General features: G+C 68.6%; 18 protein-coding genes. 5 read left to right on the top strand and 13 right to left on the bottom strand.

Annotated elements, in window-relative coordinates:
- Positions 1 to 34: 34 nt before the first annotated feature.
- From AC5RUW_RS09615 to AC5RUW_RS09665, 11 genes are all read right to left on the bottom strand, one after another.
- Positions 35 to 814, bottom strand: coding sequence for a MazG nucleotide pyrophosphohydrolase domain-containing protein (locus AC5RUW_RS09615; RefSeq protein WP_494160802.1), 780 nt, complete (start codon positions 812 to 814; stop codon positions 35 to 37).
- A complete protein-coding gene (locus AC5RUW_RS09620) occupies positions 801 to 1,958 on the bottom strand; it encodes an adenosine deaminase (protein ID WP_494160485.1) in 1,158 nt (385 codons plus the stop codon). The genes AC5RUW_RS09615 and AC5RUW_RS09620 overlap by 14 nt, the downstream gene beginning before the upstream one ends.
- Positions 1,959 to 1,996: 38 nt before the next feature.
- Entirely contained in the window at positions 1,997 to 2,650 is a 654-nt protein-coding gene (locus AC5RUW_RS09625; RefSeq protein WP_494160803.1) for a DedA family protein, read from the bottom strand.
- 147 nt (positions 2,651 to 2,797) lie between these two features.
- Entirely contained in the window at positions 2,798 to 4,087 is a 1,290-nt protein-coding gene (locus AC5RUW_RS09630; protein ID WP_494160486.1) for a thymidine phosphorylase, read from the bottom strand.
- The gene (locus AC5RUW_RS09635; RefSeq protein ID WP_494160487.1) at positions 4,084 to 4,500 is read right to left on the bottom strand and encodes a cytidine deaminase; all 417 of its coding nucleotides are present in this window, start codon (positions 4,498 to 4,500) and stop codon (positions 4,084 to 4,086) included. Before AC5RUW_RS09635 ends, AC5RUW_RS09630 begins: the two co-directional genes overlap by 4 nt.
- A gap of 83 nt (positions 4,501 to 4,583) precedes the next feature.
- A complete protein-coding gene (locus tag AC5RUW_RS09640; RefSeq protein ID WP_494160488.1) occupies positions 4,584 to 5,876 on the bottom strand; it encodes an ABC transporter permease in 1,293 nt (430 codons plus the stop codon).
- Complete coding sequence (locus tag AC5RUW_RS09645) at positions 5,873 to 7,153, bottom strand: ABC transporter permease (protein ID WP_494008091.1); 1,281 nt, start codon at positions 7,151 to 7,153, stop codon at positions 5,873 to 5,875. The genes AC5RUW_RS09640 and AC5RUW_RS09645 overlap by 4 nt, the downstream gene beginning before the upstream one ends.
- 74 nt (positions 7,154 to 7,227) lie before the next feature.
- Positions 7,228 to 8,787, bottom strand: a complete 1,560-nt coding sequence (locus AC5RUW_RS09650) for an ABC transporter ATP-binding protein (RefSeq protein WP_494160489.1) — start codon at positions 8,785 to 8,787, stop codon at positions 7,228 to 7,230.
- 123 nt (positions 8,788 to 8,910) lie between these two features.
- Positions 8,911 to 9,945 (bottom strand): BMP family lipoprotein, encoded by a 1,035-nt coding sequence (locus tag AC5RUW_RS09655; protein WP_494160804.1) that lies wholly within the window; start codon positions 9,943 to 9,945, stop codon positions 8,911 to 8,913.
- Positions 9,946 to 10,209: 264 nt separating this feature from the next.
- Entirely contained in the window at positions 10,210 to 11,400 is a 1,191-nt protein-coding gene (locus AC5RUW_RS09660) for an amidohydrolase (RefSeq protein WP_494160490.1), read from the bottom strand.
- A gap of 135 nt (positions 11,401 to 11,535) precedes the next feature.
- Positions 11,536 to 12,672 carry a mannose-1-phosphate guanylyltransferase gene (locus AC5RUW_RS09665; RefSeq protein ID WP_494007713.1) on the bottom strand — a complete coding sequence of 379 codons (1,137 nt, stop codon included), beginning with the start codon at positions 12,670 to 12,672 and terminating at the stop codon, positions 11,536 to 11,538.
- 227 nt (positions 12,673 to 12,899) lie between these two features.
- Here AC5RUW_RS09665 and sdhC point away from each other — a divergent pair, with 227 nt between their 5' ends.
- The 5 genes from sdhC (at position 12,900) to AC5RUW_RS09690 (ending at position 17,230) form a co-directional block, all read left to right on the top strand.
- Positions 12,900 to 13,280, top strand: a complete 381-nt coding sequence (gene sdhC, locus AC5RUW_RS09670) for a succinate dehydrogenase, cytochrome b556 subunit (protein ID WP_494007714.1) — start codon at positions 12,900 to 12,902, stop codon at positions 13,278 to 13,280.
- Between the two features lie 3 nt (positions 13,281 to 13,283).
- On the top strand, positions 13,284 to 13,751 hold the full coding sequence (locus tag AC5RUW_RS09675; protein WP_494160491.1) for a succinate dehydrogenase hydrophobic membrane anchor subunit: 468 nt from the start codon (positions 13,284 to 13,286) through the stop codon (positions 13,749 to 13,751).
- Positions 13,752 to 13,811: 60 nt separating this feature from the next.
- Complete coding sequence (gene sdhA, locus AC5RUW_RS09680; protein WP_494007716.1) at positions 13,812 to 15,578, top strand: succinate dehydrogenase flavoprotein subunit; 1,767 nt, start codon at positions 13,812 to 13,814, stop codon at positions 15,576 to 15,578.
- A complete protein-coding gene (locus tag AC5RUW_RS09685; protein ID WP_494007717.1) occupies positions 15,578 to 16,354 on the top strand; it encodes a succinate dehydrogenase iron-sulfur subunit in 777 nt (258 codons plus the stop codon). Before sdhA ends, AC5RUW_RS09685 begins: the two co-directional genes overlap by 1 nt.
- 78 nt (positions 16,355 to 16,432) lie before the next feature.
- A complete protein-coding gene (locus tag AC5RUW_RS09690) occupies positions 16,433 to 17,230 on the top strand; it encodes an alpha/beta hydrolase (protein ID WP_494160492.1) in 798 nt (265 codons plus the stop codon).
- A 53-nt stretch (positions 17,231 to 17,283) separates the two neighbouring features.
- Here AC5RUW_RS09690 and AC5RUW_RS09695 read toward each other — a convergent pair whose 3' ends face one another.
- Together AC5RUW_RS09695 and trpS are read right to left on the bottom strand one after the other, a co-directional pair.
- Positions 17,284 to 17,853, bottom strand: coding sequence for a 2'-5' RNA ligase family protein (locus AC5RUW_RS09695; RefSeq protein WP_494160493.1), 570 nt, complete (start codon positions 17,851 to 17,853; stop codon positions 17,284 to 17,286).
- 3 nt (positions 17,854 to 17,856) lie between these two features.
- The gene (trpS, locus tag AC5RUW_RS09700) at positions 17,857 to 18,891 is read right to left on the bottom strand and encodes a tryptophan--tRNA ligase (protein ID WP_494160494.1); all 1,035 of its coding nucleotides are present in this window, start codon (positions 18,889 to 18,891) and stop codon (positions 17,857 to 17,859) included.
- Between the last annotated feature and the right edge of the window lie 6 nt (positions 18,892 to 18,897).

Raw genomic sequence — 18,897 nt, forward strand, 5'->3', positions numbered from 1 at the left:
GCCTAGTTGACGCAGCCCACCCCGTAAGCTCCCTTTACGCCAATGGGTCCCCGTGGCCCGAGGCTCCGTCCTCAGGTTGCGGACGGCTGTTCCCGCCCGCGTCGGCGGTGAAGCGGCGGACCGCCGACCGCAGGGCCGCCTCGGCGTCCAGCCCCTGCTCTCCGGCCCGGCGGACCATGTCGAACAGGTCCTCGCCCAGCTGGTCCTCGTCCGCCCAGCGGCCCGCACCGGCGGGCGTCTCCCGGGTGGAGGGCGCTTCGTCCTCCGCCGGCCCCGGCCGGCCCCGTGCAGGCACCGGCACGCCGGCACGGCGGGCCCTGGACTGCACCTTTGCCGCCAGCAGCAGGGCCGGCAGCGAGGCCGGGACGCCGTCGAAGACGTTCCGCCCGGGTGCCTCGGTGCGCTTGGCGGCGTCCCAGGCCCGTTCGATTTCGGCCGGGTCCTGCGGGATGCCGCCGCGGACGGCGCCGTCGGGGGTGAACACGTGCGGGTTGCGGCGGATCATCTTCTCCGTGAGCGCGTCCAGCACGTCCCCGACGCCGAAGTGCCCGGCTTCCTCCTGGATGCGGGCGTGCAGCAGGACCTGCAGCAGCACGTCGCCCAGTTCGCTGCGGAAGCCCGCTGCGTCTTCCCTGTCGGTCGCGCCGGTTTCGACCTGCTCGACCACCTCGTAGGCTTCCTCGACGAGGTACTCCAGCAGCGACCGGTGGTCCAGCTGCCGGGTCCACGGGCAGTGCGTGCGCAGGTCGGCGATGACCCGGGCGAGGCGCTCGAAGCGCCCGCCCAGGCCGTCGGCCGGCTCAGCCGCGGGCAGCGGTGAACCCTTCGGTGATGTACGCGGCCAGCACCTCGCGCTCCTCCAGCGGCAGGAACGCGGCGTTGACGGCGTTCATGGTCAGCTCGAGGATGTCGTCGAGGTCGTAGTCGAAGGTCTCGACGAGCAGTTCGAACTCGTCGGTGAGGCTGACGCCGCTCATCAGGCGGTTGTCGGTGTTCACCGTGACCTGGAATCCGGTCTGGAACAGCAGGTCGATCGGGTGCTCGTAGATGCTCTCGCCGAAGCCGGACACGGCGCCGGTCTGCAGGTTCGAGGACGGGCAGATCTCCAGGGCGATGCCCCGGTCCCGCACCCAGGCGGCGACCCGGCCCAGGGTGACCATGCCGACGTCGGCGTTCTGCTCCTGGGCGGTCAGCTCCTCGTCCTCGAAGTCCACCTCGATGTCCTCGGCGATGCGCACGCCGTGGCCCAGGCGCAGCGCCCGGCCGTGCACGAGCGCGTCCACGATGGACTCGACACCGGCGGCCTCGCCGGCGTGCACGGTGGCGGGGAACTGCTGCTCGGCCAGGTAGGTGAAGGCGTCCTTGAAGCGCGAGGGCGGGAATCCGTCCTCGGCGCCGGCGATGTCGAAGCCGACGACGCCGCGGTCGCGGTGCCGGACGGCCAGTTCGGCGATCTCCATGGCCCGGTCGGCGTGCCGCATGGCGGTGATCAGCTGCCCGACCTGGATCAGCCGGCCCTGCTGCTCAGCCGCCTCCACGCCCTGCTCCAGGCCTTCCTGCACGGCCTCGACCGCTTCGTCCAGGCTCAGGCCGGCGCGCAGGTGCTGTTCAGGCGCCCAGCGGACTTCTCCGTAGACGACGCCGTCGTCGGCCAGGTCCTCGACGAACTCGCGGGCCACGCGGATCAGGCCCTCGCGGGTCTGCATCACGGCGATGGTGTGGTCGAAGGTTTCGAGGTAGCGCACCAGGGAGCCGGAGTCCGCGGAGTCGCGGAACCACTGGCCGAGCGCGACCGGATCGGTGGAGGGAAGGTCGTGGCCGATTTCGGCGGCCAGCTCGATGATGGTGGCCGGCCGCAGGCCGCCGTCGAGATGGTCGTGCAGGGACACCTTCGGCAGCGAGCGGATGTCCAGGCCGGCGGCGGAGGCGGTGTTTTCGGAGGTAAGAGGCTCAGTCACAGCTCCACTCTACGGGAGCGTTGGTCCAGGCCGGCGGTTCAGGCGGCTTCCTCGGCCTCCTCGGTCCCCTCCTCCGCCGGGTTGTCCCGGCGCATCGGCGTGGTGCCGCGCAGCCTGCTGATCACCTTGTCAATCAGCACGCCCAGGACCAGGGCCACCGCGACGGCCACCACCACGCCAAGCATCTGGTTGTCCTTGAACCACGCCCCGGCGAGGACGCCGATCGCGGTGCTGTACCCGGCCCAGGCGAGGGCGGAAAACCCGGTGAGGGGAATGAACCAGGTCCGCGGATAGCGGGTGGCCCCCGCGCCCAGGTTCACGACGACCCGGCCGATGGGGATGAAGCGCGCCACCAGGATCAGCGATACGGCGCGGCGGTCAAGCTCACGCCGGGCCCAGACGATGCCGCGCTGCATGCGCGGGCTGCGCATCCAGCGCCAGCGGTCGGTGCCGATGCCGCGGCCGATGGCGTAGGCCAGGTTGTCGCCCAGGAACGCCCCGGCGGCCGCGACGCCGAAAATCGCCCAGGCGTTCGGTCCGTCCGCCGCGTAGACCAGTGCGGCCAGGCCCACCACCAGCGATTCGCTGGGCACCGGCGGGAAGAACCCGTCGATCAGGCACCCGGCGAAGAGCACCGCGTACACCCACGGCTGGCCGGCATGGGTCAGGACAAAGGTGTTGATGCTGTCCATCAAGGCGTTCAGGACGTCCAATGGGGCGGCGCTCCTAGTGCTGGGGGTCTGACTCGTCCAACGACGCCGGCATCCGTTTGGTTTCCGCGGATTTCCGGACTGTGGAAATCCGCGGAAACCAACCGCGTGGATGCCGGCGATCCAGGCCTAGGCGATGCGGTCGATGACCAGCCGGCGGCCGCTCCGTGCGCCCTCCGGAGCGATGGTGACGGCCTCGGCCAGCGCTTCCCGGGCGCGGTCGAACTTCTCCGGGGTGTCGGTCAGCAGCGTCATCAGCGGCTCTCCCGCCCGGACGACGGCGCCGGGCTTGGCGTGCATCCGCACGCCGGCACCGGCCTGCACCGCGTCCTCTTTGCGGGCCCGCCCGGCGCCGAGGCGCCAGGCCGCGACGCCCACCGCGAGGGCGTCGAGTTCCACCAGGACGCCGTCGGCCGGCGCGTAGATGGTCTCCGATTCCTTCGCCACGGGCAGCTTGGCGTCCGGGTCCCCGCCCTGGGCAGCGATCATCCGCCGCCAGACGTCCATGGCCCGGCCGTCCTTCAGCGCCGCTGCCGGGTCGGCGTCCGGCCGCCCGGCAGCGGTCAGCATTTCCTCGGCCAGGCGGACGGTGAGCTCCACGACGTCCTCGGGCCCGCCGCCGGCCAGGACCTCCACGGACTCCTCGACCTCGATGGCGTTGCCGGCGGTCAAACCCAGCGGGGTGGACATGTCGGTCAGCAGCGCCACGGTGCGCACGCCGGCATCGGTGCCCAGCGCCACCATGGTCTCGGCGAGCTCGCGGGCCTTCGCCTCGTCCTTCATGAAGGCGCCGGAGCCGACCTTGACGTCCAGCACCAGCGAGTCGGTGCCTTCGGCGATCTTCTTGCTCATGATCGAGGAGGCGATCAGCGGGATGGCCTCGACGGTGCCGGTCACGTCGCGCAGGGCGTAGAGCTTCTTGTCGGCGGGGGCGAGTCCGGCGCCGGCCGCGCAGATGACGGCGCCGACGTCGGACAGCTGGCGCATCAGCTCATCGTTGGAGAGGGCGGCCCGCCAGCCGGGGATGGCCTCGAGCTTGTCCAGGGTGCCGCCGGTGTGGCCGAGGCCGCGGCCGGAGAGCTGCGGAACGGCGACGCCGAAGACGGCGACCAGCGGTGCCAGCGGCAGGGTGATCTTGTCCCCCACGCCGCCGGTGGAGTGCTTGTCGGCGGTGGGCTTGCCCAGCGAGGAGAAGTCCATCCGCTCCCCGGAGGCGATCATGGCGGCCGTCCAGCGGGAGATTTCGGCGCGGTCCATGCCGCGCAGCAGGATCGCCATGTTCAGGGCCGCCATCTGCTCATCGGCGATGGTGCCGCGGGTGTAGGCGTCGATCGTCCAGTCGATGGCTTCGGGGCTCAGGGTGCCGCCGTCGCGCTTGGTGCGGATGATGTCGACGGCGTCAAAGTCCTTGGGGTTCATGCGGGGGTGTTTCCTTCCAGATGCTGGGGGCCGAAGGCGTCGGGCAGGACCTCGTCCATGCTGCGGATGCCGCTGACGGTGAGCAGCTGCATTCCGGGGGCACGGAATTCGTAGAGCAGCTGGCGGCAGCGCCCGCACGGCATCAGGATGGCGCCTTCGCCGTCCACGCAGGTGAAGGCGGCGAGCCGTCCGCCGCCGGTCATGTTGAGCTGGCTGATCAGCGAGCATTCAGCGCACAGTGTCAGCCCGTAGGAGGCGTTCTCGACGTTGCAGCCGGAGACGATCCGGCCGTCCTCGGTGAGGGCGGCGGCGCCGACCGGGTACTTGGAGTAGGGCACGTAGGCGTGGGCCAGGGCGGCGCGGGCGTGCTCCAGGAGCACGTCCCAGTCCACGGCGGGGATGTTCTCGGTCATGGTTTCCTTCCCTCGCGGCCGGAACGGCCGCGATGCGCAGCGGGACCGGCTGCCGGTTGCCCGGCCGCCGGTCCCGCGTGCGGTTATCCCTTGATGTACGGCACGCCGCTGGCCGCCGGGCCACGGGAGCGGCCCACGACGCCGGCGACGGCGAAGATCGTGACCACGTAGGGCAGCATGGCCAGGAACTGGCTGGGCACCGAGGTGCCGAGCAGCCCGAGCACGTACTGCAGGTTCGTGGCGAAGCCGAACAGCAGCGCCGCGGCCACGGCGCCGAGCGGGTTCCAGCGGCCCAGGATGAGGGCGGCGAGGGCGATGTAGCCCTGGCCGCCGGTCATGTCCCGGCCGAAGCTGGAGACCGAGACCAGCGTGAAGAACGACCCGCCGATGCCCGCCACCGCACCGGCCATGAGCACGTTCGTGAACCGGGTCCGGTTCACGTTGACGCCCAGGGTGTCGGCCGCCTTGGGGTGCTCGCCGACGGCACGGGTGCGCAGGCCCCAGCGGGTGTGGAAGAGCCCGAACCAGATCGCCGCAACCGCGAAGTACATCAGGTAGCCGATCAGTGACTGGTCGAACAGGATCGGGCCCAGGATCGGAATATCGGCCAGGAACGGGATCCGGATGTTGGGCAGCCGGGGTGCGGAGTTCAGCTCGGAGGGGTTGGCGCTGAGCACCGTGGAGAACAGGAACCCGGTCAGGCCGGAGACCAGGACGTTCAGCACCACGCCCACGATCACCTGGTTGACGATGTACTTGATGCTGAACACCGCCAGCACCAGGGACACCAGCACACCGGCGACCGCGGCGGCCAGCAGGCCGACGAACGCGTTGCCGGAAACGGTGCCGGCCACGGCGGCGGCGAAGGCACCGAAGAGCAGCTGCCCCTCGATGGCGATGTTCACCACGCCGGCCCGCTCGCACAGCACGCCGGAAAGCGAGCCGAAGATCAGCGGAATGGCCAGCGAGATGGACCCGGCGAGCAGCCCGTACAGCGCCACGTTGGGGGTGTTGGCGCTGCCGACGGCCCAGGACAGGAACGCGGCGACGAACACCACGCCGAAGATGATCGGCAGCCAGATCGGAATCCGGCGGCCGCTGCGGACCAGCACGAAGGCCCAGGCCGCCGCCAGCACCAGGACCACGGCCGCAGCCCAGCCGAAGGCTGCGGCGGAGAACACGAGGTCGGGCAGGGTCAGCGCGGCGTTGGGGTCGGTCAGGCGGAAGGTGACGTCGCTGTCCGGCGCGCCCAGCGCGAAGCCGCCCAGGCCCAGCAGTGCCAGCACGCCGAGCAGGATGGGCGTCTTCCAGCTGCGGACGACGGCGGCTTCAGGCGCCGGTGCGGGCGCGGAGGATGTGGTGGTGGCGGTGCTCATGCTGCTCCTCCGGCTGCTTCAGCGGCATCGGTGCGCTTGCGGGTGGTGCGGAACGCACCGGGCGGCGGGATCCTGAACAGGGAGCGCACCAGCGGCGGGGCCGCGATGAACAGCACGATCAGGGACTGCACCACCAGGACAATGTCGATGCTGGTGCCCGTGTTGGTCTGCATGGCCACGCCGCCGGCACGGAAGGCGCCGAACAGCAGCCCTGCCGCGAAGGTGCCCCACGGGGTGGAGCGGCCGAGCAGGGCGACGGTGATCGCGTCGAAGCCGAAGCTTGCCGCCACTTCGCTGGTCAGCACGCGTTCGGTGCCGGAGACCTGGGAGACGCCGGCCAGGCCGGAGAGCGCGCCGGCGATGAGCATGACCACCACGTAGCCCTTGGTGGTGCTGATGCCCGCGTTGCGGGCAGCGTCGGGGTTGGCGCCGACGGCGCGCAGCTCGAAGCCGACCGTGGAGCGGTTCAGCAGCCACCAGACGAAGACGGTGGCCAGGATGGCCAGCACGAAGCCCCAGTGCAGGCGGAAGCTCTCGCCCAGCAGCTTGGGGAACATGGCGGTGTCGTTCAGCTGGGGGCTGATCGGGTTGTTCGACCCCTCCCGCTGGAAGCCGGGGGTGGTCAGCAGGAAGGCCACCAGCTGGATTGCGACGTAGTTGAGCATGATCGTGACGATCACCTCGTGGGCACCAGTGCGGGCCTTGAGCAGGCCGGCGATGCCGCCCCAGATGGCCCCGCCCAGCAGGCCGGCGATAATCACCAGCAGCAGGTGCAGCCCGAAGGGCAGCTGCCAGGTGAACCCGACCCAGGCAGCCAGCGCGGCGCCCATCACGATCTGCCCCTGGGCGCCGATGTTGAACAGGCCGGCGCGGAAGGCCAGGGCGACGCCGAGGCCGGCGCAGATCAGCGGGGTGGCTGTGGTCAGCGTCTGGGTCAGCGGATAGATCATCCGGGTGAAGGTGTCAGCCTCCAGGTTGATGATCGAGCCCTGGAACAGGGAGTAGTAGGCTCCCGCAGCGGCGTCCCAGGCGGCGCCGAAGAAGTCGCCGGGGCGGGCGAACAGGTATCCGGCGGCCTCCGTGGCCTCTTCGTTGGTCAGGGCGATCAGGATGCCGCCGACCACCAGCGCCATGAGCACGGAGAGCACCGAAACCAGCGCGCTGCCGGTGACGATGCGTTCAAGCACTCCGCGCGGGGCGTCGGTCTCCGGGGCAAGGGTGGCGCCGACGGCGGCGGCCGGCGGCGGCAGCTGCCCGCCGGCCGTTTCGGCGGCCATCTCCAGGCGGACCTCGTCGGCAGCCGATGTGCTGCGGTCTGGTGTCTGCCCGCTTGTGGTGGACTTGTCCGGGCTCACTGCGCCCCTCCCTCGGTGTGGGTGTCCTCGGGCGCGGCCTCGCGGGCCAGCGCCTCATCTGCGGTCATGCCGGCCATCATGAGGCCGAGCACGTTCCGGGAAGTGCCGGCGGGTACGATGCCCATCAGCCGGCCGCCGTACAGCACGGCGATCCGGTCCCCGAGTTCGAGGACCTCGTCAAGTTCGGTGGAGACGATCATCACCGGGGTGCCGACTTCCCGTTCGGCGACGATGCGCCGGTGCAGGAACTCGATGGACCCGACGTCGACGCCGCGGGTGGGCTGGGAGGCGATGAACAGGGACAGCGGCCGGGACAGCTCACGGGCCATGACGACCTTCTGCTGGTTTCCGCCGGACAGGGTGCCCGCCGGGGTCGAGGCCGACTGCGTGCGGATGTCGTACTCGGCGATCTTCTCATCCGCGTTTGCGGTCACGACGCCGGGCTTCATGGACAGGCCGGCGGCGAAGGGCGCCTCGTCATAGCGGTTCAGCACCAGGTTCTCGGCCACCGAGAACGTGCCGACCAGGCCGTCCACGCTGCGGTCCTCGGGGACGAAGCCGACGCCGGAGTCGATGATCTGCCGGGTCTTCAGCCCCACCAGCTCGCGGCCGTCCAGGGTGATGGATCCGGTGACGTGCTCCTGCAGGCCCATGATGGCTTCAGTGAGCTCGGTCTGGCCATTGCCCTGGACACCGGCGACGGCCAGGATCTCGCCCTTGGCGATGCCGAAGCTGAGCTTGTCGACCACGGGCTGCCCGGTGGCGGAAAGCACGGTGAGGTCGGTGACGCGGAAGGTCTCCTCCCCCGGTTCCGCCGGGGCCTTGTCCAGGCTCAGGCTCACCGACCGGCCGACCATCATGGCGGCCAGTTCGGTGGTGGAGGCGGAAGGCTCGGCTTCCCCGACGACCTTGCCGCGGCGGATCACCGTGATGACGTCGGAGACGGCCTTGACCTCACGCAGCTTGTGGGAGATGAAGACGACGCCTTTGCCGTCCGCGGTGAGCTGGCGCATGATCGAGAGCAGCTCGTCGGTCTCGCGCGGGGTGAGCACGGCGGTGGGCTCGTCGAGGATCAGGACCTCCGCGTCGCGGATCAGCGCCTTGATGATCTCCACCCGCTGCTGCACGCCGACCGGGAGGTCCCCGACGACGGCGTCGGGATCGACGTCGAACCCGTACTGGTCGGAGATTTCCCGGATGCGGGCGCGGGTGACGTCGAGGTTGAGCGCCCCGCCGAGGCGGGTGGATTCGTTGCCCAGCGCGACGTTTTCAGCCACGGTGAACACGGGCACAAGCATGAAGTGCTGGTGCACCATGCCGATGCCCGCGGCCATGGCGTCGGAGGGGCCGTTGAAGGTGACGGGCCGGCCGTCGAGGAGGATCTGCCCCTCGGTGGGCTCGTAGAGGCCATAGAGGACATTCATCAGCGTGGACTTGCCGGCGCCGTTTTCGCCCAGCAGGCTGTGGACCTGTCCGGGCTCGACCACGAGGTCGATGTGGTCGTTGGCCACCAGGGAACCAAACCGCTTGGTGATGCCCTTCAGTTCGAGTTTCAAAACCCCAACCAATCTGTTCGGAAATGCTGTGTGGGAGGAACTGTTGCCCGGCACAGACAAACCGCCATGTCCCGGCAGCCGCGGCTGCGGGACATGGCGGTCGCCTGCGGGCGGTCCGGTCCGTTACTGGGGGCTGGACTCGGACTCGACGGTGATCTCACCGGAGATGATCTTCGCCTTCAGGTCCTCGATGGCGTTCTTCACCTCTTCGGGGACGTTGGCTTCCTGGTCGTGGAACGGAGCGAGGTCGACACCGCCGTTTTCCAGCGTACCGACGTAGGGCTCGGCGTTGAAGTTGCCCTCGGCGGACTCGGTGACGACCTCCTGGACTGCTTCGCCCATGAGCTTCATGACCGAGGTCAGGATGTACTCCTGGCCGATGCCTGCGGTCTCGTAGCCGTCGGAGTCAACCCAGACGGCCTTGACGTCCCTGCCGCCTTCGTTGGCCTCGACCACGGCCTCCATGGTGCCCAGGCCCACCGGTCCGGCGACCGGCATGATGACGTCGGCGCCTTCGTTGATGAAGTTCTGGGTCAGGGTCTTGCCGGCGGCGCGGTTCTCGAAGCTGTCGACGAAGGAGTCGGCGCCGAGGAGCTTGACGTCTGCGCCGTTCTCCTCGTTGTAGTACTCCACGCCCTGCGCGAAGCCGTCCATGAAGATGGTCACGGTCGGGATGTTCATGCCGCCGTAGGTGGCGACGGTGCCGGTCTGGCTGGAACCCGCGGCGACGTAGCCGGCCAGGAACGCGGCCTGCGCCGTGTCGTAGATGATCGGCTTGACGTTGTCGAGCTCGATGGCGTTGTCGTCAACGATCGCGAAGTTCACGTCGGGGTTCGCCTCGGCGGCGGCCTTGGTGGCGTCGGAGAGCAGGAAGCCCACGGTGACGGTCAGGTCGCAGCCGCCCTGGACCATGCTGTCGACGTTGTTGGCGAAGTCGGTGGGAGCCTGGGACTCAGCTTCCTTGGTGTCGATGCCCAGCTCTTCCTTGGCGGCCATCAGGCCCTCGTAGCTGGACTGGTTGAACGAACGGTCATCCCATCCGCCGGAGTCCGAGACGATGCAGCCGGTGAAGTCGGTGGCCGCAGCCTCCGAGCCGCCGTTCTCCTCTTCCGGAGCAGCACCGCAGCCCGAGAGCAGGAGAGCGGACACGCCCAGCATGGCGGCGGAGACGCCCGCGTTGCGCTTGATGCGCGGGAAATTCTTCAAGGTTCCTCCAGGAAAGAAGTGGTTGTTCCACCCGTGTTGTTCTTCAGGATCCGCCGCCGGCCGTTGGGGCCGTTCCGGGGCTGAAAGGCGCGTGTGGTGCATCCTTCGGCTCAGCCGTTTCGGACGCCAGCACTTACCCTAACGTTAGCGCAATCACAGCAGTCCCAATTCGGGGGCGCGTTCCCAATTGTTTACATGTTGTTATCATCATCGGCCTTAGCGCCGCAGCCCGCGGGCCGCCCTCAGCGCCGCCGATGCCATGACCAGGACGCCGCTGCTGATGGCCCGCTCGTCGGGCCGGTAGTCGCCGCGGTGCAGGTCATAGGTCTCTCCCCCGGGGGTGCGCGTTCCGAGGCGCATCATCGCGCCCGGCACGGCCTGGGTCATCCACGCGAAGTCCTCGCCGCCCATGGACTGCGGGGCGAGGACGACGGAATCCTCGCCCAGTTCGGCCCGCGCGGCCGCCTCCAGCAGCCCGGTTTCCGCTTCGGCGTTGATCACCGGCGGAACGCCCCGGGTGTGCTGCAGGGCTACCTCCACGCCGTAGGGCGCGGCGATCTGCCGCACGACGTCGTCGAGCAGGTCGCCGGCGGCGTGCCAGGCCTCGGTATCCAGGCAGCGCATGGTGCCGGAGAGGCTGCCGGCGGCAGGAATGGCATTGGGTGCGGAGCCGGCGTGGATCTGGCCCCAGACCACGGACACGCCGCTGCGCACGTCGATCCGTCGGGACAGGACGGCAGGCACGCCGACGGCGATCTCCGCCAGGGCGAACACCATGTCCTCGGTCAGGTGCGGACGGGAGGTGTGGCCGCCCCGGCCGGTCAGTTCGAGGCGGATGGTGTCAGAGGCCGAGGTGATGGCCCCGATGCGGGTGCCGACCTTCCCGGCGTCGATCCGCGGATCGCAGTGCAGGGCCAGGATCCGGGGCACGCCTTCAAGGGCCCCCTGCTCGATGACGGTAAGTGCCCCGCCGGGCATGACCTCCTCCGCGGGCTGGAAGATCACCCGGACCCTGCCGCCCAGCTTGCCTTCGGCGTCGAGGGCAGCCAGCACCCGGGCGACCCCGAGCATCACGGTGGTGTGGATGTCATGGCCGCACGCATGCGCGATGCCGGTATGCGTCGAGGCGTAGGGCAGGCCGGTTTCCTCGAGGACAGGCAGGGCGTCGATGTCCGCCCGCAGGGCCAGGCTCAGCGGACCGTCACCGATGTCGACCACCGCCCCGGTGTTCTCCAGCCGCTTGGGCGCGAGCCCGGCGGCCTCCAGATGCGCAATGATCTGGTCGGTGGTGCGGAACTCCTTGTTGGAAAGCTCGGGGTGGGCGTGGATGTCGCGCCGGAACCCGATCAGCTCCTCCAGCAGGGGCACCACCCGTCCGCGGATCGATGGTACCGGTGAGCTGCTCAAGGGGATGGTCTGCACATCCTCCAGATTAGCCAACCCCGGCCCGGCGGCGTGAACCGGCCGCGTTAATAAAGGTACGGGCCGTTCACATGAGGCTGCCGGTTCCGCTCCGGCGCGACGGCGTTCGTCACACTCCCGCTACAGGACGTCGGTGTCGCCGCTGGCCTTGAGGTGCTCCACGGCCTTCTTGACCTCCTGGGCGTGCTCCTTCGTGGTCACCAGCAGGGCGTCGGGGGTGTCCACGATGACGACGTCCTCGATGCCGATCAGCGCGATGACGCGCTTGGTGTCGGAGACGACGATGCCCGAGGCGTTTTCCGAGTACACCCGGGCTCCCTCGCCCATGACGCGCAGCTCGGTGTTCTCCGCGGCCGGGTTCAGCCGGCCGATCGCGGCGAAGTCCCCGACGTCGTCCCAGGTGAAGGCGCCCGGGATCATCGCGACGTCGCCGGCCGCGGCGGCCGGTTCGGCCACCGCGTAGTCGATGGCCGTCTTGGGCAGGGTGGGCCAGATCCGCCGGACCACGTCCCGCCGGCGGGCGGTGTCCCAGGCCTCGGCGATCTCGGTCAGTCCGGCATGGAGCTCCGGCTCGTTCGCCTCAAGGTGCTTGAGCATGAGGCTGACCGGGGCCACGAACATGCCGGCGTTCCAGCTGAACGAGCCGTCACGCAGGTAGCTGCGGGCCACGTCTTCGCTCGGCTTCTCGACGAACTCGGCGACGGCGCGGGCGTTCGGGGCGCCGTCGATCGCCAGGCTTTCGCCGGCACGGATGTAGCCGAAACCGGTGGAGGGATGCGTCGGCTGGATCCCGATGGTCACGATGTAGCCGCGTGCCGCGGTCAGGATGGCCTCGCGGACCGCTTCCTGGAACACCTCAACCGGGGTGATCACCTGGTCCGCCGCGAAGGAGCCCATGATGATCTCCGGGTCGCGCCGGTACAGGATGGCGGCCGCCAGGCCGATCGCCGCAGCAGAGTCCTTGGGCTCCAGCTCCAGGACCAGGTTGTCGTTGGATATCTCCGGCAGCTGCTGCTTGACGGCACGGCGGTGCAGGGTGCCGGTCACGACCATGACCCGGTCGCCCGCCAGCGGGCAGAGCCTGTCGTAGGTCGCCCGGATCAGCGTGCTGCCGGATCCGGTCAGGTCGTGCAGGAACTTCGGCGCCGCGGCGCGGGAAAGAGGCCAGAGACGGGTTCCGGTTCCGCCCGCGGGAATCACCCCGTAGAAACGGCTGAACGCGTCACGGTCGCTTGTGCTGTGCATCTCGGTAGTCATCAGACCCCAAGGCTAGCCGAGTGTGCGCGGCGTCGGCTGCGAGGCGCATAAGGGGTGTCGGTCACCCCGCGCAAGCAGGTGTGATCAGGGCCACATGATAGGCCGTCCTAAATTGAAAGACCCGGAACACCGGCCTAGATTATGCTGGAGCTTATAGTGCTCGCACCGGCGTCAACACTGCGTGGAAGACGCGCTAGCGCCGCTGCGCAGCAGGGAGGAATATTTCAGTGTCGAAGTTACCAGCAGGCACTCTCTACCGCGGCCGTGAAGGCCAGTGGTCGTGGGTTGCACATCGCATTACCGGCGTGGTGATCTTCTTCTTCCTTTTGGTTCACGTTCTGGACACCTCGCTCGTGCGCGTTTCGCCCGAGGCCTACAACGTGGTGATCAACGCCTACAAGAACCCGATCATGGGCCTTGGCGAGCTGGGCCTCGTGGCAGCCATCGTGTTCCACGCCTTCAACGGCCTGCGTGTGGTGCTGATCGATTTCTGGAAGAAGGGCCCCAAGTACCAGCGGCAGATGCTGTGGGGAGTCGTCGGCCTCTGGGCCGTGACCATGATCGGCTTCTCCATCCGCCACCTTCCCATCGTTTTCGGGGGTCACTAAACCATGAGCGCTCCTTCCATCGAAGCACCCCGTTCCGGGCGCATTGCTCCCCGGTACACCCGCACCGGCAACTCCCGCGGCAACTTCGAGATGATCGCATGGCTGTTCATGCGCCTCTCCGGTGTCCTGCTGATCGTGCTGATCTTCACCCACCTGTTCATGAACCTCATGGTGGGCGACGGCATCAAGGCCATCGATTTCGGCTTCGTTGCCGGCAAGTGGGCCAGCCCGCTGTGGCAGGTCTGGGACCTGGTGATGCTCTGGCTGGCCATGCTCCACGGCGCCAACGGCGTGCGGACGATCATCAATGACTACGCGGACAAGAACTCCACCCGCATGTGGCTCAAGACCGTCCTGTACATCTCGACGGTGGTCATCGTCGTGCTCGGCACCCTGGTGATCTTCACGTTCGATCCGTGCCCCGCCAACGCGACGGCGGATCAGCTGGCCTCGTTCTGCTCCTCCCGCTAAGGCGGAGAAGCAGCCCGCAGCCCCGCCCCCACAACAGTTTCAACAGAAAGAGCATCTGGTATGCAGGTCCATAAGTACGACGTCGTCATTGTCGGCGCCGGCGGCGCCGGTATGCGCGCCGCGATCGAATCCGGACAGCGCGCGCGGACGGCGGTACTGACCAAGCTGTACCCGACCCGGTCCCACACGGGTGCGGCCCAGGGCGGCATGTGCGCCGCGCTGGCAAATGTGGAAGAGGACAACTGGGAGTGGCACACCTTTGACACGGTCAAGGGCGGCGACTACCTGGTGGACCAGGACGCCGCGGAGGTGATGGCCAAGGAGGCCATCGACGCCGTCCTCGACCTGGAGAAGATGGGCCTGCCGTTCAACCGGACCCCCGAAGGCCGGATTGACCAGCGCCGCTTCGGCGGTCACACCCGCGACCACGGCAAGGCGCCCGTCCGCCGCGCGTGCTACGCGGCCGACCGCACCGGCCACATGATTCTGCAGACCCTGTACCAAAACTGCGTCAAGCACAACGTCGAGTTCTACAACGAGTACTACGTGCTGGACCTGCTGATGGTCGAGGACACCTTCGGCCGCAAGCGGACCGCCGGCGTCGTCTCCTACGACCTGGCCACCGGTGAGCTGCACGTCTTCCAGGCCAAGTCCGTGGTCTTCGCCTCCGGCGGTGCCGGCAAGGTCTTCAAGACCACCTCCAACGCCCACACCCTGACCGGTGACGGCATGGCCATCGCGTTCCGCCGCGGCATCCCGCTGGAGGACATGGAGTTCTTCCAGTTCCACCCGACGGGCCTGGCGGGCCTGGGCATCCTGCTCTCCGAGGCCGCCCGCGGCGAAGGCGCGATCCTGCGCAACTCCGAGGGTGAGCGCTTCATGGAGCGCTACGCCCCGACCATCAAGGACCTCGCCCCGCGTGACATCGTGGCCCGGTCCATGGCGAACGAAGTGCGCGAGGGCCGCGGCTGCGGTCCGAACAAGGACTACGTGCTGCTGGACCTGACCCACTTGGAGCCGGCGCACATTGATGCCAAGCTTCCGGACATCACCGAGTTCGCCCGGACGTACCTCGGCGTCGAGCCGTACACGGAGCCGGTGCCGGTGTTCCCGACGGCGCACTACGCCATGGGCGGCATCCCGACCAACATCAAGACCGAGGTGCTGGCGGACAACGAGACCGTGATTCCGGGCCTGTACGCCGCCGGTGAGGTCGCCTGTGTGTCCGTGCACGGCTCCAACCGCCTGGGCACCAACTCCCTGCTGGACATCAACGTCTTCGGCAAGCGTGCCGGCATCTACGCCGCCGAGTACGCCCTGCAGGCCGATTTCGTGCCGCTGCCGGAGGACCCGGAGTCCAAGACCATCGAGCTGCTGGACATTGCCCGCAACTCCGAGGGCACCGAGCGGGTCTCGGAGATCCGCCGCGACCTGCAGAACACGATGGACGCCAACATGCAGGTGTTCCGCTCCGCGGAGACCCTGAACCAGGTGCTGTCCGACATCGCTTCCTTCGAGGAGCGGTACAAGAAGATCAATGTCCAGGACAAGGGCAAGCGCTTCAACCTCGACCTCCTCGAGGCCGTGGAGCTGGGCTTCCTGCTGGACCTCGCGAAGGTCATGACCGTCGCCGCGCTGCACCGCGAGGAATCCCGCGGCGGCCACTACCGCGAGGACTTCCCGGAGCGGGACGACGAGAAATTCATGAAGCACTCGATGGCCTACAAGGTTGACGAGGCCGACAACGCCGAGCACACCGCCGGCATCCGCCTCGACACCAAGCCCGTCGTGTACACGCGCTACGAGCCGATGGTGAGGAAGTACTGATGACAACGGAAATTGCCGAGCCGGCCTCCAAGGTCGAACTCCCGGAGTCCGTCGGCGGACAGATCGAGTCCTTCGAGATCACTCTGAAGGTCCGCCGCTACAACCCCGAGGTTTCCGACGAGGCCTACTGGGACGAGTGGAAGCTCACCATGTACGGCACCGACCGCGTGCTGGACGCCCTGCACAAGGTGAAGTGGGAGCATGACGGTTCCGTCTCCTTCCGCCGCTCCTGCGCCCACGGTGTCTGCGGCTCCGATGCCATGCGCATCAACGGCCGCAACCGCCTGGCCTGCAAGACGCTGCTCAAGGACCTGGACACGTCCAAGCCCATCCTGGTCGAGCCCATCAAGGGCCTGCCGGTGGAGAAGGACCTGATCGTGGACATGGAGCCGTTCTTCCAGTCCTACCGGGAGATCATGCCCTTCCTGGTCACCAAGGGCCACGAGCCGACCAAGGAGCGCCTGCAGTCCCCCGAGGACCGCGAGCGGTTCGACGACACCACCAAGTGCATCCTCTGCGCTGCGTGCACCTCGTCCTGCCCGGTGTTCTGGACCGACGGCCAGTACTTCGGTCCGGCTGCGATCGTGAACGCGCACCGCTTCATCTTCGACTCCCGCGATGATGCCGGCGACATGCGCCTGGAGATCCTCAACGACAAGGAAGGCGTGTGGCGCTGCCGCACCACCTTCAACTGCTCGGAGGCGTGCCCGCGCGGCATCCAGGTCACCAAGGCCATTGCCGAGGTGAAGCAGGCGATCCTCAGCCGCTCCGTCTAGCCACGGCTGCACAGCGTCGGAAGGCGCCGGTCCCCATGCGGACCGGCGCCTTCCGACGTTTTCGCTAGAGTGAAGTCCATGTCCCGTTCCGAGCGTGTCACTTTTCCCGGCGTCAACGGCACCACCCTGGCCGGGCGGCTCGAGCTGCCCCACGACGGCCGGGTCCGGGGCTGGGCAGTGTTCTGCCATGGATTTGCGCTGGGCAAGAACAGCGCCGCCGCCTCACGCATCTCCCAGGCCCTGGCGGAGCACGGCTTCGGGGTCCTGCGGTACGACGCCGCCGGCCTGGGCGGGTCCTCCGGCAGCTGGGAGGACGGCACCTTCAGCACCAAGGTGGCCGACGTCCGCAGCGCGGCGGCCTTCCTCGACGGCCGGGGAACCCCGGCCACCCTGCTCATCGGCCATTCCCTGGGCGGCGCGGCGGTCCTGGCCGCTGCCGCCGGCCTGCCCGACGTCGCCGCCGTCGTGACCATCGGTGCGCCCGCGGATCCTGCGCATGTGTTGGAGCTCTTCGCCGAGGAGGAGCTGCAGGCCGTTCGGGAGTCCGGTCAGGCGCGGGTGGACCTGGGCGCGGGCCCGCTGCCGATCCGGCGGGAACTGGTTGACGACCTGCAGGGCCACGACCTCGCCGGCTGCATCGCATCACTGGGCCGGCCGCTGCTGGTCCTGCACTCCCCCGACGACCGGGCGGTACCGATGGACAATGCCTCGGAGATCTTCGCGGCGGCGCGCCACCCGCGCAGCTTCGTGTGTTTGGAGGGCTGCGACCACTTGATGACGGACCGGGACCACACGGACCGCGCTGCGGGCATCATCGCCGCCTGGGCTGCCGCCTACGTGGACGGGCGGCACTCCCCCGACCCGGAACGCTCCTGAATCCCGACGCGCGCGCCTGAGCGGCCGGTACGGCCCACCGGGGGGCGGCACCGTCAGCCGCCGAGCGGCATCTCCTCGCGCAGCCGCCAGATCCCGCTCGGGTCGTGCTCGTAGAGGCCTACGCTGTTGACGGTGAAGCTGGTCTCGTAATCCCGCAGCCGCTCGACGGCATGGTCCATGCCGGCCTCGCTGACGTCGTGGGCCACGGTCACATGCGGGTGGTAGGGGAAGGCCAGGTCCCTGGCCAGCGGTCCGGTCTGCAGCTCCTTGTGCAGCGAGGTGCACTCCTCGAACCCGTCCTCCACGCGCAGGAAGACCACCGGGGAGACCGGCCGGAAGGAATCGGTGCCGCGGAGGGTGATCCGGAAGGCCTGCTGGCGCCTGGTCACCTCGCGCACGTGCCGCACTGCCGCGTCCCAGTCCTCGGCCTCGGTGGTGGTGACCAGCGTGATGTGCGCGGGGACAACCGATGCCATGGGGTCGCCGAAGGAGGCACGTGCGTGCTGCAGGTGGGTGGCCATCGGCTCAGGCACTGCGATCACGATGCCAACGCAGCGCGCCTGCACCGCGCAGCCGGCGGCGGCTGCGGGAGGGTTCGCGACGGACGGATTCACGGTGCGCATGGTTCAGATGCCGGAAGATCCAACGGGTAGGAAGCCTACTTTGTTGTACACATCGGCCAGTGTAGCCGACGCCGTCTGCCTGGCTTTGCCGGCGCCTACCGCCAGCAGCCGGTCCAGCTCGGCGGGATCGTCCAGCAGCTCCAGCGCGCGGGTGCGGATCGGACGGAGATGCTCGGTGACCACCTCGGCGAGGTCCACCTTCAGGTGGCCGTACATCCGGCCTTCGTAGTCCTGCTCCAGGGTGGGGATGTCCTTGCCGGAGATCAGCGAATAGATCGACAGCAGGTTGGAGACCCCGGGCTTGGCCTCACGGTCGAAGCGGATCTCCGTTCCGTCGTCAGTGACCGCGGACTTGATCCGCTTGGCGACCGTCTTGTCGTCGTCAAGCAGGTTGATCAGGCCGGCCGGGGAGGCGGCGGACTTGGACATCTTCGCCGTCGGGTTCTGCAGATCGTAGATCTTCGCGCCTTCCTTCTGGATGAAGGCCTCGGGCACGGTGAACGTCTGGCCATAGCGGGTGTTGAAGCGCTTGGCGAGGTCGCGGCTCAGTTCGACGTGCTGGCGCTGGTCCTCGCCGACCGGCACGCCGTGCGGCTGGTAGAGCAGGATGTCGGCGACCTGCAGGATGGGGTAGGTGAACAGCCCCACCGAGGCGGCGTCGGCGCCGAAGCGCTGCTGCTTGTCCTTGAACTGGGTCATCCGGGAGGCCTCGCCGAAGCCGGTCAGGCAGTTCAGCACCCACGCCAGCTGCGCGTGTTCGGGCACCTGGGACTGGACGAACAGGGTGGCACGGTTCACGTCGACGCCGCCGGCGATGTACTGGGCGGCGGTGACCCGGGTGCGCTGGCGCAGGTCGGCCGGGTCCTGCGGCACCGTAATGGCATGCAGGTCGGGGATGAAGAAGAACGCGTCGTACTGTTCCTGCAGCCGCACCCAGTTCACCAGCGCGCCGAGGTAGTTGCCCAGGTGCAGCGAGTCGGCGGAGGGCTGCATCCCGGACAGGATGCGTTGGCGTGGTTCGGCAACAGGGGTGCTCATGCGGAT

The organism is Arthrobacter sp. Y3222053 (genome assembly GCF_059092805.1).